Annotated in this window: 13 protein-coding genes; 10 read left to right on the top strand and 3 right to left on the bottom strand. The window is 68.1% G+C overall.

Annotated elements, in window-relative coordinates; genetic code table 11:
• Window positions 1–10: 10 nt before the first annotated feature.
• Window positions 11–1600 (top strand): FAD-dependent oxidoreductase, encoded by a 1590-nt coding sequence (locus ACFSJG_RS10300; protein WP_378485104.1) that lies wholly within the window; start codon window positions 11–13, stop codon window positions 1598–1600.
• Window positions 1601–1696: 96 nt separating this feature from the next.
• On the opposite strand, the gene ACFSJG_RS10295 is transcribed toward ACFSJG_RS10300, so the two are convergent.
• Window positions 1697–2680, bottom strand: a complete 984-nt coding sequence (locus ACFSJG_RS10295; RefSeq protein ID WP_378485103.1) for an NAD(P)/FAD-dependent oxidoreductase — start codon at window positions 2678–2680, stop codon at window positions 1697–1699.
• 309 nt (window positions 2681–2989) lie between these two features.
• Between ACFSJG_RS10295 and ACFSJG_RS10290 the strand changes: the two genes are divergently transcribed.
• The 5 genes from ACFSJG_RS10290 (at window position 2990) to ACFSJG_RS10270 (ending at window position 8229) form a co-directional block, all read left to right on the top strand.
• Window positions 2990–3271, top strand: a complete 282-nt coding sequence (locus tag ACFSJG_RS10290) for a ferredoxin (protein WP_378485102.1) — start codon at window positions 2990–2992, stop codon at window positions 3269–3271.
• A 50-nt stretch (window positions 3272–3321) separates the two neighbouring features.
• Window positions 3322–4755: an aromatic ring-hydroxylating oxygenase subunit alpha gene (locus tag ACFSJG_RS10285; RefSeq protein WP_378485101.1), complete on the top strand. Its 1434-nt coding sequence runs from the start codon at window positions 3322–3324 to the stop codon at window positions 4753–4755.
• A 67-nt stretch (window positions 4756–4822) separates the two neighbouring features.
• Complete coding sequence (locus ACFSJG_RS10280) at window positions 4823–5674, top strand: VOC family protein (protein ID WP_378485100.1); 852 nt, start codon at window positions 4823–4825, stop codon at window positions 5672–5674.
• Window positions 5675–5819: 145 nt separating this feature from the next.
• A complete protein-coding gene (locus ACFSJG_RS10275) occupies window positions 5820–7226 on the top strand; it encodes a FadR/GntR family transcriptional regulator (protein ID WP_378485099.1) in 1407 nt (468 codons plus the stop codon).
• 160 nt (window positions 7227–7386) lie between these two features.
• On the top strand, window positions 7387–8229 hold the full coding sequence (locus tag ACFSJG_RS10270; protein ID WP_378485098.1) for an IclR family transcriptional regulator: 843 nt from the start codon (window positions 7387–7389) through the stop codon (window positions 8227–8229).
• Window positions 8230–8258: 29 nt separating this feature from the next.
• Here ACFSJG_RS10270 and ACFSJG_RS10265 read toward each other — a convergent pair whose 3' ends face one another.
• On the bottom strand, window positions 8259–8723 hold the full coding sequence (locus ACFSJG_RS10265) for a cupin domain-containing protein (RefSeq protein ID WP_378485097.1): 465 nt from the start codon (window positions 8721–8723) through the stop codon (window positions 8259–8261).
• 138 nt (window positions 8724–8861) lie between these two features.
• Here ACFSJG_RS10265 and ACFSJG_RS10260 point away from each other — a divergent pair, with 138 nt between their 5' ends.
• The 4 genes from ACFSJG_RS10260 to ACFSJG_RS10245 all read left to right on the top strand — a co-directional run bounded on the left by ACFSJG_RS10260 (window position 8862) and on the right by ACFSJG_RS10245 (window position 12651).
• Window positions 8862–9347 (top strand): cupin domain-containing protein, encoded by a 486-nt coding sequence (locus ACFSJG_RS10260; RefSeq protein WP_378485096.1) that lies wholly within the window; start codon window positions 8862–8864, stop codon window positions 9345–9347.
• Window positions 9344–10219 carry an alpha/beta fold hydrolase gene (locus ACFSJG_RS10255; protein WP_378485095.1) on the top strand — a complete coding sequence of 292 codons (876 nt, stop codon included), beginning with the start codon at window positions 9344–9346 and terminating at the stop codon, window positions 10217–10219. Before ACFSJG_RS10260 ends, ACFSJG_RS10255 begins: the two co-directional genes overlap by 4 nt.
• A gap of 62 nt (window positions 10220–10281) precedes the next feature.
• Window positions 10282–11742, top strand: coding sequence for an aldehyde dehydrogenase family protein (locus tag ACFSJG_RS10250; RefSeq protein ID WP_378485094.1), 1461 nt, complete (start codon window positions 10282–10284; stop codon window positions 11740–11742).
• 48 nt (window positions 11743–11790) lie between these two features.
• Window positions 11791–12651 carry a mycofactocin-coupled SDR family oxidoreductase gene (locus tag ACFSJG_RS10245; protein WP_378485093.1) on the top strand — a complete coding sequence of 287 codons (861 nt, stop codon included), beginning with the start codon at window positions 11791–11793 and terminating at the stop codon, window positions 12649–12651.
• Between the two features lie 134 nt (window positions 12652–12785).
• On the opposite strand, the gene ACFSJG_RS10240 is transcribed toward ACFSJG_RS10245, so the two are convergent.
• On the bottom strand, window positions 12786–14874 hold a 2089-nt coding region (locus tag ACFSJG_RS10240), incomplete at its 5' end, for a thiamine pyrophosphate-dependent enzyme (protein ID WP_378485092.1).

Genomic DNA, 14874 nt, shown 5'->3' with positions numbered 1-14874 from the left:
AGGGATGAATGTGGACAAGAACGAGGCCGACGACACGTACGACGTGATCGTGGTCGGGTCGGGCGCCGGACTGGTCGGCGCGCTGGCCGCGGCGGCACGAGGGCTCCGCACTCTCGTCATCGAGAAGACCGAGTTCATCGGTGGTACGACCGCGTACTCGGGCTCGGGACTGTGGCTGCCCGGCAACGCTGCCGAGCGACGCGCCGGCGTCGATGCCGGGCCGGATCAGGCGCGGCCGTACCTCGACGCGGTCATCGGCGACGACGCACCGGCGGCCCTGCGTGAGCGCTTCCTCGAGGCAGGCGCGCCGATGATCGACGAACTCGAGAGCCATTCGTGGCTCGGGCAGTTCTTCTGGCAGGGCGTGCCCGACTACTTCGAGAACGCCCCCGGCAGTCTCGCGGGCGGGCGCACAGTCTTCCCGGAACCGCTCGACCGTTCGGCGCTCGGCGATCTCGAACCGATGGTCCGGCGGCCGCAGTGGGCCGAACGGTCCGGTGCGCATCCCGGCGACGTCATGACCGGCGGTCAGGCGTTGATCGCTCGCCTGCTCCTGGCGTTCCTCGACACCGGGAACGGCGAGATCCGCACGGACACCGGGCTGACGCGCCTCGTCGTCGACGGTGACCGGGTCGTCGGCGTGGAGGCCGAAACCGGCAGTGAGACCGTCACTCTCCGCGCCCGCGCCGGCGTCCTGCTCGCGGCGGGCGGCTACGAGCGCAACGCAGAACTGCGCGGGCGGTATCAGCCGGAGGTGACCGACGAATGGTCCCAGGGCGCACCCGGCAACACCGGCGACGCCCTGGTCGCGGGAATGGAGATCGGTGCCGCGACGGACCTCCTCGACGAGGCGTGGTTCGCGCCGGCACTGGTGATCCCGGACGAGCGGCCGGTGTTCTACACCTCCGTGTGGAGCGGGATCTGGGTGAACGACGCCGGGGAACGCTTCATGAACGAACGCCTGCCGTACGACAGGTCCGGCCACGAGATCCTTCGCGCACATCGGAGCTCGACCGTCTCCCACATCCCCGTCCACTGGGTGTTCGATCAGCGACAGTTCGACAACGAACGCGCGTTCACCTCACCGCCGGTGGCCCCGCAGGCACCGGGTTGGTTCGACGTCGACCGGTTCCTCGCGGCGGGCGCGCTGCACAAGGCGGACACCCTCGAGGACCTGGCCGACCTGATCGGGGTTCCGGCCGAGACCCTGACCGCCAGCGTCGCGCAGTTCAACGAGTACGCGCTGGCCGGCAAGGACGAGGACTTCGGTCGCGGCGAGGCCCCGTGGGATCAGATGATCGTCCGAATGTGCGGCCCCCACGAGGACGGGCCCAACCCGTGCCTCGGCGTGATCGGCAAGCCACCCTTCTACGCCGCCAAGATCGTCCTGTCCGACCTCGGGACGAAGGGCGGCCTCCGCACCGACGACCACTCCCGCGTCCTACGGGAGGACGGCTCCGTCATCCCCGGCCTCTACGCGTCGGGGAACACCATGGCGCCCATGACCGGTCGGATCTATCCCGGTGCCGGTGGACCGGTCGGGTCGTCGATGGTCTTCTCCTACCTCGCGGCACTCGACATGGCGGGCCAGGAGGTCTGAGCCGGCGGCGCGCGAGGGTCGCGGTGGGGCGACAACTCGCGCGGCCGCCGACCGATGCCCCGAGGACAGGACCTCGGGGCATCGGTGTTGCCGGGGTCAGGCGGCGTCGGTGGAATGCCCTGGGAAGAGCGAGAGTTCGGGATTCAGAGCGACGGCCGCGTTGTTCACGGCGGTGGCCACTTCGCCGAAGCCGACCGACATGAGACGAACCTTTCCGGGGTAGGAGGTGATGTCACCGGCCGCGTAGACCCGGTCCGCCGTCGTCCGCATCCGGCTGTCGACGACGATGGTGCGGCGATCGAGCTCCATACCCCACTTCGTCAACGGACCGAGATTGCTGATGAAGCCCAGTGCCGCCACCACGGAGTCGACCGGCAGGACCCGGGGCTCGTCCCGTCCGTCGACACGGATCCGGGCCTCCTGCACCACTCCGTTCCCGTGCAACGTCTCGACCTGCGCGTCGGTGATGATCTCGATGCCGCTCTCGTGCAGCTCCCGCACACTCGCCGCGTGGGCACGAAAGGCACTGCGCCGATGCACGACCGTGACCGACCGGGCGATCGTCCGCAGCGTGAGCGCCCAGTCGACGGCACTGTCACCGCCGCCGACGACGAGAACGTCACGGCCGGCGTGTTCCTGGGGGTCCGGCACGAAGTAGCTCAGGCCGCGGTCGAGGAACTCCTCCCCCGCCGGGAGTGTGCGCGGCGTGAAGGTTCCGATTCCCGCCGTGACAACCACCGCGCCCGCAACCACGACAGTGCCGTCCGAGAGCGTGACGACCGGACGGCCGTCCGCGGAGTAGGCGAGGTCCGTGGCCTCTCGCCCCAGGAGGTACGTGGGGTCGAACGCGTCGGCCTGCGCCTTGAGAGCGGCGACCACCTCCCGGCCGAGCGCGCCGGGCACCGCGGCGATGTCCCGGATCTCCTTCTCCGGGTACAGCGCGGAGATCTGTCCACCGCACTGCGGAAGTGCATCGACGAGGACCGTCGACAGGCCACGGAAACCTGCCGTGTACGCGCCGAAGAGCCCGACGGGACCCGCGCCGACGACGAGGATGTCCGTGGTGACTGTCTCGGCCATGAGCCGACCTCCTGGGGTTGTGAATCGACGAGGCGGACGTGCTGGATGCACCGCCGGAAGGACACTTCGAACGAGAACGCCGGGCAGCCGTCCACGCGGCCGGTCGTCGGCGCCGCAACCCACCCTAGGCCGCGGCCCGCGACCGGCGGCAGCAGCGATTCCGTTTGGTGGAATGCCGGTTGGACATAGCGAAATCACTGGCGGAGAGTCGTTTTCACGACGACCGGATGGTCGATTCGCCGCCGTCGCGAGGTGCCGCGACCGACGCGCCTGCTCGATGCGGCGAGTGACGTGAGGAAGGCCTATCGCATGAGTGACGAAGTCCGGGTGTGGATCGAGCACCACCTGTGCACCGGCGACGGACTGTGCGTCCAGTACGCACCCGACATCTTCGAGTTCGACGACGCCGGGGTCGCCCACGTCAAGAGCGATCCCGACGGCCCGTTGCTGACCGAAGAGGGTGCCTCCGCGAACGTCCCGGAGAGCCTCCGCCTCGACGTCATCGACGCCGCGGACGGATGTCCGGGCAACTGCATCCACGTCGCGCGGAGATCCGACGGCGCCCCGATCGCCGGCCCGGACGCGAACTGACCTTCAGTGCACGCGCACGATCGAACCCCGGATACAGGAGTGTGGATGCGATGACAGCAGTGGACGAGCTCCGGATGAACCGGCCCATCTGGTTCGAGGGCGACGTCCCGCCGGAGAAGGTACCCGAGAAGTACCGCCTGGAGCGCGCTTTCATTCCGAAGGCGCGCTTCCTGGATCCGGAGTTCCTCGATCTGGAACTGAACCGGATGTTCATGAAGACGTGGCAGATCGCGTGCCGCGTCGAGGAGCTGCGGGACGTCGGCTGCTTCGTCGAGTACGAGATCGGTCGGTTCTCGATCCTGTTGGTGCGCGAGTCCAAGACCGAGATCCGGGCCTACCACAATGCCTGCAGGCATCGGGGCACGCGCTTGGCCCGCGGCCGAGGGCGGGTCGGCTCACTCATCTGTCCCTTCCACGGGTGGCGCTGGAATCTCGACGGATCCATCCGGCTGGTGCTCGACCGTGAGGAGTTCGTGCCCCGCTCTGATGACGATCTCGGACTCGTCCGTGTGCGCGTCGAGCAGTGGGCCGGCTTCGTCTTCGTGAACCTCGACCCCGAGGCCAAACCGCTTCTCGAGTACCTCGATCCGATCCCCCGCATCTTCGAACCCTTCCAGCTCGAGAACTTTCGGTACAGGTGGGGCAAGGGAGTCGTCGTTCCGTGCAACTGGAAGACGGCGCTCGACGCGTTCCTGGAGGCGTACCACGTGGCGGGCACCCACCCGCAGCTGTTCCGCCTCGATCGCACCAACGACAAGATCGCGTCGCTGCGCGAACTCGACCTGCGCCCCTGGGCCCCCACGACGGTCTACGAGCGGCACGCCCACTACTCGGCGCTCGGACCCAAGTCGACGGCCGACAAGGCCGCCGGGAAGGACCCGTCGAAGCGAAGCAACGACGGTAAGTCGGACGAACGCCTGACGGTCGCGAACGCCGTGCAGTACCTCCACGAGGACATGCGCGGCCTGGAGAACGAACGCAGCTGGCGGGCCGCCGAGGCGCTGAAGACCGCGGAGGTTCCCGACGGGATGACCGCGGGGAAGTACTTCCTGCAGCTCTACCGTGAGCTCTCCCTCGCCGAGGGCTACGACTGGCCGGTGATCTCCCCCGAACAGTGGACCGAAGCCGGCAGTGCGTGGAACGTCTTCCCCAACAGCATCATCCTGCCCGGACAGGGGTCAGTGTTCTGGTACCGCTCACGCCCGCTCGACAACGACCCGAACAAGGCCCTCTTCGAGGTGTTCAGCCTCGACCAGGTTCCGATCGCCGAGTACGACGAGAAGCGCGCGTTCGAGCCGCAGTACTTCGACGACTACCGCGACGCGGACATGGGGCAGGTCTTCTCCCAGGACTTCGCGAACATGAAGGAAGTCACCGTCGGCATGCACTCGCCGAGCTTCGACGGCCACCGGCTGAGCGAAGAGCAGGAAATGACGATCTGGAATCACCACCGGGTCGCCGACCGCTACATCTGGACCGACTGACCGTGGGTTGCGGCAGCGCAGCGAGCCGGTCGCGGCGCCGCACGGACCGTACCGATTGGAGTTGACCATGGGGGTGCATTCCCTCGGCTACATCAGACTGGCCACGTCCGACATCGACGCATGGAAGCGGTTCGGCGACGAGTTCGTCGGCTTCATGCGCGTCGACGGCGCGGACCCCGCTTCCCTGTACTTCCGGATGGACGACCACCCCGCACGCCTGGTGGTCGCCCCTGCGGACGAGTCCTCCTGCACTGCGATCGGATTCGAGGTGATGAACCGCCGGGTCCTCGACGAACTCGTCCACGCGATCACGGCGGAGGGCATCGAGGTGGCCACCGGATCCGCGGACGAGTGCGCCGAGAGACGAGTGAGCGGGTTCGTCCGCTTCGCCGACCCGGGCGGGAACCCGATCGAGCTCTTCTACGGTCCGATCCTCGATCACGTCCCCGTCAACACCCCGCTGGTGTCCGAGTTCGTCACCGGCGACATGGGTCTGGGCCACGTGATCGTGACGGCCGAGGACGTCGAGAAGTCCTTCGACTTCTACAGCCGGATCCTCGGGTTCGTCGAGCGGAACACGGCGGGACCGACCTACTTCATGGGCTGCAACCCACGACACCACAGCTTCGGGATCGCGCCGAAGCCCGGTCCGGGCCGCACCGTACACATCATGGTCGAGGCGAAGACGCTGGACGACGTCGGGATCGCGCTCGATCGTGCGTACGCGATGGAACTGCCGATGATGCACACGCTCGGCAAGCACACCAACGATCAGATGGTCTCGTTCTACGTCTGGTCGCCGGACAACTATGCATTCGAGTTCGGCTGGGACGGACTCCGGGTCACCGACGAGGTGCCCACGTACGCGATCACCGAGGGCGCCCTCTGGGGCCACCGCTTCAGTCCGCCGCCGCAGTGACCGGCGCTCTGCCCCCGACGGCCGTGCCGTCGGGGGCAGAGTCTGCTCCGGGGCTTCCACGCGGCGGGGTACGTTCGGGATCCGGGTTGTGCATCGATGCGTGATCACCCATGCTCGAACCGGAAGAAGCAGGAGCTCGACGACCATGAACTCCCCCGCCGCGACAGCCGTGGCATCCGAGAAGCTCGCCGTCCAGGTCGCCCGCCACCTCGAACGCGAGATCATCGCGCGGCGGTGGCCCGTGGGTGAGGTGCTCGGCTCCGAGACGGATCTGCGCACCCGGTACGGCGTTTCCCGATCCACGCTGCGTGAAGCCGTACGCCTGCTGGAGCATTCCCGCCTGGCGCAGATGCGGCAGGGGCCCGGCGGCGGACTCGTCGTCCGCACCCCCGACCCCAGACCGGCGGTACGGGGACTGGTCATCTACCTGGAGTATGTGGGAGCGACCGTCGCACAGGTGATGGGCGCCCGGTCGATCTTCGAGAGGTTGGTGATCACCGCGGTCTCCGACTCGTTGACCGAGAGCGGGATACGAGAGCTCAGATCAACCGCGTCCGCCGAGGCGGATCGCCGCCCGGAACACTTCCACGTCACCCTGGGCCGGCTGTCCGGCAACCCGGCGCTGGAGCTGTACGTCGACATCCTGACGCGTACGACGGTCGCGTACTCGGCTCGGGCACGCGGAGCCTCCGAACGGGACATCGAGGACTGTCGCGAGACCGCCTCCCGGCACGTGCAGATCGCCGATGCCGTGGTGGCAGGCGACGAGAGCCGGGCTCAGGCCCTGATGACCACGCACATCGAGGGCATCGCGGACCGGCTGACCCGCCTCGTCGACCCCCTCCCGGGTGGACACGCGGTGACGAGGCCGATGGACCCGGATCCGGACGAGCGGCCACGCGAGAAGAAGCTGGCGGAGTCCGTGGCCGGGAGGATCCACGACGACATCATCGCGGAGGGTCGCCGGGTCGGCGAGGTCCTGGGCTCGGAAGCGGACTTCGTCGCCCGCTACGGGGTGAGCCGGTCGATCTTCCGTGAGTCCGTGCGCATCCTCGAGCACTACAACGTGGCCCACATGCGGAGGGGCCCGCGGGGCGGTCTCGTCGTGCTCGCCCCCGACCCGGCGTCCAGCCTTCACACGGTCGCTCTCTACATGGGTTATCGCGGGGTAACTGCCGACCACCTCCGCGTGGTGCGGGAGGGCGTCGAACTGGGGTGCCTCACTGCGGCAATGTGCTCCACACGAATTCGCCGTGAGGACTTCGCCGGGAACAATCCGATCGGCAACCGGAGGCAGTGCCGTTGCAGCACGTGCCTGCGCGATCGGATCGGTCGGCTCGGCAACGACCCGGTCCTGATCCTGCTGCGCTCCCTGCTGACAGCGCTCTGGGAAGAACACGGTGACGACCCTGGTCCCGGCGCTCGGTGCGTCACCCCCGATCCGGCCACGCAGCAGCAGCTGGACGCGATCCTCGATGCCGTCATTGACGGAGACGAGGACCTGGCCGTGTTTCGCATGAGGAAGCATCTCCGCGACCGGACCGGCTGGTGAGCTTCCGGACCGGCACCCCTTGACACATCTCTCGTCTGGTGTGATTCTCACTACTCAGACAAATCAGTGCACTCAGTTCGCGAACCAGGAAGCTTCACCTGGTAGTTTCCCGCGATGATCGTACAAACAGTGCACCCATTCTGAGGTGGTGAAACCTGAGATGAGCGTCGACACAGCCGTTGCGTGCGTCACCCCACCGATGACCCTCGCCGAGGGGTGCGACGGGTCGGCAGCCACCTCACCCGATCGGCGTACCGGATCCGAACGCACGGTCCTCGGACGCGTCGCCTCCATCATGGACGCCTTCAGCGGCAGTCGGCAGGTGCTGAGCCTCGGTGACCTCAGCGAGTGCACCGGGCTGCCCAAGTCGACGCTCCACCGACTCGCCGACCAGTTGTGCCAGGTCGGCTGGATCAGCCGCGCACCCGGCGGATACCGGATCGGCATGCGCATGTTCGAACTCGGAAGTCTCGCCCTCGACACCGACACCCTCCAGGACACCGCGAGCCCTCATCTCCGCTCGCTCGCGACGAGAACCGGACTGCACGTCCAGCTCTCGGTGCCGGACGGCGCCGAGGTCGTCCATCTCGAGCGAGTCGCCGCCGGCCCGCTGCACCACGGTGTCCGGCGTGGCGAACGCACCCCCGCCTACTGCACCGCCCTCGGAAAGGCGATGGCGGCCTCCGACGACCACCTCGAACAGTCGGTGTTGAGTGCACCCATGCCCAGGAGGACGGGCAACACCATCACCGATCGAGGAACACTCCTCGTCGAACTCCACAGGATCCGCTCGTCCGGAATCGCGATCGACCGATCCGAGTACCGCGCCGACGTGGTGTGCGTGGCGGCCCCGATCCTCCAGGGGCAGAACGTGGTCGCGGCGGTGTCGGTGACAGCGATCGCAGGCCGGATGCGCGGAGACGCGGCGGCGACCGCGGTCCTGACCACGGCGAGCGCGATCACCAACGCGATCTCGTCCCGGCAACACCCGGGCCACGCCTGACAGCCCCGGCCCGCACCGGAGCGGCTCCGTCAGCGCGGAACCCACCCGGCGTCGTGCCAGTACGTTTCGAGCGTCGCCATGGGCTCGGGCCACGTCTCGATGTACGTGACCCCGTCGGGGCCTGCCGTCATCAGATACGGCGTGCCCGCCTTGCTGATCCAGAACTCGCCCGGACCCACCGTCCGGCTGCCGTCCTCGCCGTTCGGGCCCCACGACACGTGGAACTCACCCGCGAACACGACGATCAGCTCGTCCAGGTTGTGGTGATGCCGGGGCACGGAGAAGCCGGGCGCACAGCGCAAGCCGTTCAGGTTGAACGCGCTGTCGACCTTCGCCGCAACCCACATGTTCCCGTCGAATGTCTTCGCCATGTCGACCGGCGCGTCGGCCAGGAGACCGCCCTCGGCCCACAGGTAGGCGGGGAACGACTGGTCGACGGTCAGGTCCCGCCAGCCGTCCTCGGACAGTAGCTCTATGAATTCGGTTGCCACCATTCGATTGTGCGATGGCGGCGCACGATCGTCCTCGTCCCGTTTCCACCCAACGGGATGGGGTCTGGCGCGAGCGTCGCCCATCCCACCGACCGGAATCGGCGTGCGACACACCCCGAAAAGCGTCCCTACACTGGCGCAATGACGCTCATATTCGGGGACCTGCTCGATGATTTCGACTGGGTGCCAATGAATCTCGATCAGCAGTCCAGTCCCAGCTACTTCTGGGTCGACGGTGGACTGCTCGCGGACGCGCCGGTCGACTTCCGTGCGACCTTCGAGGGCAACATGTTCGTCACGACCAAGCCGATCGACATGCCGCGCTTCAACCGGAACCCACTCCGCGTGACTCCCGGATTCACCGTCCCACGTCATCACCACAACGTCGACGAGATGCTCTTCGTGCTCGCCGGCGAGTACCACATCGAGACCTACGACGGCGACGAGCCGGAGACCGTGACGGTGGGTGCCGGCCAGGTCTTCGTCAGTCGCGCAGGCACCGCGTACACCATGACGGCGGGCGACGAGGGGGTCACGTACATCGAGACGTGGCCGAGGCCGGTCACCGAACTGGAGACCTATTGGCACGACCACGGCTGGGTCGCCAGGGAAGGGGTCGCCCGGTGACCGCCACGGTGCAGAGCCTCACCCACGACGGCACCAGCCGGTCCCTGACCACACCGAAGGGCGACCTCCACTACCACGAGGCGGGCGACGGTCCGCCGCTTCTCCTCCTCCACGGGTCGGGGCCCGGTGTCAGCGGGTGGAGCAACTACCAGGGCAACCTGCCCGTCTTCGCCCAGCACTTCCGCACTCTCGTCCTGGACTTCCCCGGTTTCGGCAAGAGCTACTCGTGCGAGCAGAATCCGATGCTCGCCGCCCTGCCCGCGGTGGTCGACTTCCTCGACGGACTGGGCCTCGGCTCGGTGCCGGTGGTGGGAAACTCCATGGGCGGCAACGTCGCTGCGAACCTCGCCGCACACCACCCCGATCGCGTCTCCCGGCTGGTCACCATCGGCGGAATAGGGATGTCCCTGTACAACCCGTCACCGCCGGAGGGAATCAAGCTCCTCGTCCAGTTCGTCGAGGATCCGACGCGGGACCGGCTCGTGGCGTGGATGGAGTCGATGGTGCACGACACCGCGATCCTGACCGACGAGTTCGTCGAAAGCCGTTGGCGGACAGCATCCGAACCCGCGGCACTCGAAGACGTCCGGAAGCTGTTCAACGCCGGGACGCTGGAGGCGATGCGCAACCGCGACGGCGCCACGGTGGCAACCATGGTCACCACGCTCACGAAGATTCAGGCACCCACCCTCGTGACGTTCGGGCGTGACGATCGGGTCACGCCCCTCGACAGTTCGCTCCTTCCCATGCGACTGATCCCGAGGTGCGAGCTGCACGTGTTCCCCCACTGCGGGCACTGGGCGATGATCGAACGCAAGGACGAGTTCGAAAGTACCGTCCTCGCTTACCTTCTCCGGGATTCGACGGCCTGACGTCGGCCGATGCTCCCTCAGCAACGACAACGCCGCAACGGCATCACAAGAGAGTGGTCCACATGAGCAATTCCGAGTACCGCATGCTGATCGACGGTGATCTGGTCGCCGCGGCGGACGGGCAGGTGTACGACAACGTCAACCCGGCGAACGAGGAGGTCATCGGTACGGCGCCGAGGGCCGGGGCGGCGGACGCGGAACGGGCGATCCTCGCCGCACGCCGCGCGTTCGACACAACCGCGTGGTCCACCGACATCGAGTTGCGCCGAAGGTGCCTGGACCAGCTGCAGTCCGCCCTCCGAAAGCACGCCGAGGAACTGCGTCCCATCGTGGTCGCCGAGGGCGGCATGCCGGTGGCCCTGACCCACGACGTCGCCGTCGACGGCTGCATCGAGATGATGAGCCACTTCATCAACCTGCTCGACACCTACGAGTTCGAACGGATCATCACTCCGATCGCAGGAGACGAAGGCGCGCACCGCGTCGTCCGCCGCGAAGCGGTCGGCGTCGTCGCCGCGATCACCCCGTGGAACTACCCCCTTTTCCTCGCGCTCGGCAAACTCGCTCCCGCCCTCGCCGCAGGCAACACCGTCGTCCTCAAGCCGGCGCCCGACACCCCGTGGAGCACCCTCGAGGTCGGCCGACTCATCCTCGAACACACCGACATTCCCGCCGGTGTGGTCAACATCGTCTCCACCGACGACAACGACGTGGCCGGCCTGCTCACCACGCATCCCGCCGTCGACGCGGTGACCTTCACCGGATCGACAGCCACCGGGCGCCGCATCATGGCCGCCGCCGCACCGACCGTCAAACGTCTCACCCTCGAACTCGGCGGCAAGTCGTCGGCGATCCTCCTCGACGACGCCGACTTCCTCACCGCGATCCCGTTCATCGCGGGCACCACCATGAGCCACGCCGGGCAGGGCTGCGGCATCTACTCGCGCCTGCTCGTCCCCCGTACCCGGCTGGACGAGGCCGTCGCCGTCGCCGTCGGCACCATGGGCCAGATCCCGTGGGGCGACCCTACCGACATCAACAACTACATGGGCCCCCTGGCGAACAAGCGCCAGTACGACTCTGTTCTGCGCTACTACGACATCGCCGCACGCGACGGCCGGGTCGTCCTCGGCGGAAAGGCGAGCGACCGCTTCGACAAGGGCTACTGGGTCGAGCCCACCGTTGTCACCGACATCGACTCCCTGTCCCCCGTCCCGCAAGAGGAGATCTTCGGCCCGCTCCTGAGCATCCTGCCGTACGACACCGACGACGAGGCCGTCGCCATCTCCAACAACACCATCTACGGCCTCGCAGGCGGCGTCTGGAGCGCCGACCTCGACCACGCCACCCGCGTCGCCAACGGCATGCGCGCCAGCTCGATTCAGATCAACGACCAGATGTGGAACCACCAGACCGCCCCCTTCGGCGGCTACAAGCAGAGCGGCATCGGCCGCGAGTGGGGCGTCGAGGGCCTCGAAGACCTACTCGAAGTGAAGACCATCGCCCGCCCCGCACAGCAGTAGCACACCCAGACAATCCGAGCACCAACGCAATCCGAGAAGGGAACCACCATGGGAAGAGTTGAAGGCAAGGTCGCATTCGTCACCGGCGCGGCCCGCGGCCAGGGACGCAGCCACGCGGTGCGCCTCGCGGAGGAGGGCGCCGACATCATCGCGGTCGACCTGTGTCGCGACATCGCTTCGAACACCTATGCACTCGCGCGACCCGAGGACCTCAAGGAGACCGCGCGGCTCGTCGAGTCCCACGGCAGGCGCATCGTCGCCGTCGAGGCGGACGTCCGTGAGAAGCCGCAGCTCGACGACGCACTCGCGCAGGGGCTCGAAGCGTTCGGTCGACTCGACATCGTCGTCGCCAACGCAGGCATCTGCCCCATGCTCGGCGATTCCGAGATGCAGGGCTGGCTCGACGTCATCGGCGTCAACCTGATGGGCGCCCAGAACGCGATCCACGCCGCCATCCCGCACCTGAAGGCCGGCGCCTCCATCATCGCCACCGGCTCCGCAGCAGCGATGATGCCCAACGAGCAGGTCGAGAACCCCGGTGCCGATCCGGGCGGCGCCGGCTACACCGTCGCCAAGATCCTGATCTCCCAGTACATGCACGAACTGGCCCGTGTCCTCGCGCCCCGCATGATCCGCGCCAACGTCATCCATCCGACCAACGTCGACACCGCCATGCTCCAGAGCGATGCGATGTACCAGATCTTCCGTCCCGATCTCGAGAAGCCCACCCTCGAGGACGCCCGCGACGCCTTCCACACCCAGCAGGCGATGCCGATCCCGTGGGTCGACCCGGTCGACATCAGCAACGCCGTCGTCTACCTCGCCTCCGACGAATCTCGCTACGTCACCGGCACCCAGCACCGCATCGACGCCGGCAGCTACCTCAAGTTCCACTCATTCCACGTCTAGCAGGAGGATTCACGGGCTCTCCTCGTGCGCGTTCCCGCCGCGAAGCGCGCAGGGTGGCGCATCGCTGATGCGCCACCCTGTCGCGTGTGCGGGCAACTCGACGAACGTCGCACCGTGATTCGGTTCGTCCCGGGTCACCGCCCGACCAGGGCGACAGCGGCGTGCTCGATCTCTCTCTGGGACAGGAGAACGAGTCTGGCCGCGTCCCCGAGCGGGACGTAGCTGTCGGCACTGGTGACGCGGGCCATCGGGCCGGTGAAGCCGGCGTCGACCAGCGCCGCGAGCACTCCCTCGGACACCCCACCCGAGGCGCGGGTCTCGTCTGCGACCAGCACCCGCCCGGTGGCGTTCGCCTCACGCAGCAGGTCGTCGACCGGGAGCGGGGCCAGCCACCGCAGATCGAGGACGCGGACGTGGATCCCTCTCTCCATCAGTGTCTTCGCCGCCCGCAGGCTCAGGTACAGGCCGTTCCCGAAGGTGACGATCGTCAGGTCGTGGCCGTCACGGTGGACCCGTCCGCGGCCGATCGGAACATGCTCGCCTGCAGCAGGATACGGAGCAAGCCACCGTCCGTCTCCGGGCTCGTGCAGGTCTCGCGTGTGGTAGCGGGCGATCGGCTCGAGGAAAACACACACCGTCCCCGAGGTCCGGGCAGCGGCGACGCAGGTGCGCAGCATCGCGGCTGCGTCGTCGGGCAGCGCCGGGGAGGCGACCACGATCCCCGGGACGTCCCGGAGGACGGCGACGGCGTCGTCGTTGTGGAAGTGTCCACCGAACCCCTCCTGGTAGCCGTACCCGGCGATCCGCACCACCATCGGGTTCCGGTACTGGCCCGCGGAGAAGAACCCCAACGTCGCTGCCTCGCCGCGAATCTGATCCTCCGCGTTGTGCAGGTAGGCGAGGTACTGGATCTCCGGGATCGGCAGCAGCCCGGAGAGTCCGGCGCCGGCGGCGAGACCGAGGATCGCCTGTTCGTCGAGAAGGGTGTCGAACACCCGCGCCGTGCCGAATCGATCGGCCAGGCCACGAGTCACGCCGTACACACCGCCCTTGCGGCCGACGTCCTCACCGAACACGAGGGTCGTCGGGTCGGTGTCGAGTGCCTCCGCGAGCGCGGCGTTGACGGCCCGCGCCACCGTCAGTGGTTCGTCGGGATCGTGTGCGAGCGAGTACTTCTCGGCCACGTGCCGCACGTGCCCGGCGACGACGACCGAGGACGGCCCCGCCAGAGGACGCATCACCTCGGCTCGAGTGGCCAGCGGTAACTCGGCGAGCACGGCGCGGGCTTCGTCGTCGATCCGCGCACCGACCGCCCGGTACCGGGCGAGGACGTCGTCGGGAGTCAGGACGCCCGCAGACACCAGCAAGCGGGCACTCCCGACGAGCGGGTCCCGCTCCAGGTCGGCGGCGAGGTCGGTGCGTGAACGGTACGCGGACTCGACGTCCGACCCGGCGTGCCCCATCAGCCGGACGGTGCGCAGGTGCAGGAACGCGGGGCGCCGCTGCCTGCGCACGAACTCGACTGCCCGCGTTGCGGTGTCGTGGGCGTCGACGAGATCGCATCCGTCGGCGGTGAAGTACTCCAGGCCCACCCTGCCGGAGTAGGCGGCGCCGATCCAGCCCGGGGCGGTGGGGACGCTGATGCCGATGCCGTTGTCCTCGCACACGAACAGCACCGGGAGCGGCAGCCGGCGGTAGGCCAGGTTCGTTGCCGCGTTGATCGCGCCGACAGCTGTCGAATGGTTCGCCGACGCGTCCCCGAAGCTGCACACCACGACCGCGTCGTCCGGCCAGCCCGACGGGGCGCCGACCCGGCGGGCCCGTTCGATCGCGAAGGCCACCCCGACCGCGCGGGGCAGGTGCGAGGCGATGGTGGAGGTCTGCGGAATCACCGCGAGGTCGTGCCTGCCGAACACCTTGTGCCGTCCGCCGGACGCCGGGTCCTGCGCGGCGGCGACCACGCCGAGAAGAACGTCGCGCACCGGGTCGCGGCCAGCCGCGCGGTTCGCGCGTTCGACGAAGAATCCGCCCGAACGGTAGTGCAGCAGAGCAGGATCCGTGATCCTCAGTGCGGCGGAGACCGCCGCGTTGCCCTCGTGCCCGGCGGAACCGATCGTGTAGAAGCCACGTCCCTCGGCGCGCAACCGCCGCGCCACGAGGTCGAGGTGGCGGCTGGCGAGCTGGGCGTCGAAGAGTTCGAGCGCACGCGTCGCGGTGAGTGCG

Origin of the sequence: Rhodococcus gannanensis (assembly GCF_042681175.1) — a bacterium.
In the GTDB taxonomy this organism is placed as follows: Bacteria; Actinomycetota; Actinomycetes; order Mycobacteriales; family Mycobacteriaceae; genus Rhodococcus_G; species Rhodococcus_G gannanensis.
The sequence above is the reverse complement of the archived record's forward strand: the minus strand, read 5'-3'. Positions and strand labels throughout refer to the sequence as shown.

What these genes read in the sequence shown, in the direction of transcription:
- ACFSJG_RS10295 (WP_378485103.1), bottom strand. Translation starts at nt 2,680, where the DNA reads ATGGCCGAGACAGTCACCACGGACATCCTCGTCGTCGGCGCGGGTCCC.
- ACFSJG_RS10290 (WP_378485102.1), top strand. Translation starts at nt 2,990, where the DNA reads ATGAGTGACGAAGTCCGGGTGTGGATCGAGCACCACCTGTGCACCGGC.
- ACFSJG_RS10285 (WP_378485101.1), top strand. Translation starts at nt 3,322, where the DNA reads ATGACAGCAGTGGACGAGCTCCGGATGAACCGGCCCATCTGGTTCGAG.
- ACFSJG_RS10280 (WP_378485100.1), top strand. Translation starts at nt 4,823, where the DNA reads ATGGGGGTGCATTCCCTCGGCTACATCAGACTGGCCACGTCCGACATC.
- ACFSJG_RS10275 (WP_378485099.1), top strand. Translation starts at nt 5,820, where the DNA reads ATGAACTCCCCCGCCGCGACAGCCGTGGCATCCGAGAAGCTCGCCGTC.
- ACFSJG_RS10270 (WP_378485098.1), top strand. Translation starts at nt 7,387, where the DNA reads ATGAGCGTCGACACAGCCGTTGCGTGCGTCACCCCACCGATGACCCTC.
- ACFSJG_RS10265 (WP_378485097.1), bottom strand. Translation starts at nt 8,723, where the DNA reads ATGGTGGCAACCGAATTCATAGAGCTACTGTCCGAGGACGGCTGGCGG.
- ACFSJG_RS10260 (WP_378485096.1), top strand. Translation starts at nt 8,862, where the DNA reads ATGACGCTCATATTCGGGGACCTGCTCGATGATTTCGACTGGGTGCCA.
- ACFSJG_RS10250 (WP_378485094.1), top strand. Translation starts at nt 10,282, where the DNA reads ATGAGCAATTCCGAGTACCGCATGCTGATCGACGGTGATCTGGTCGCC.
- ACFSJG_RS10245 (WP_378485093.1), top strand. Translation starts at nt 11,791, where the DNA reads ATGGGAAGAGTTGAAGGCAAGGTCGCATTCGTCACCGGCGCGGCCCGC.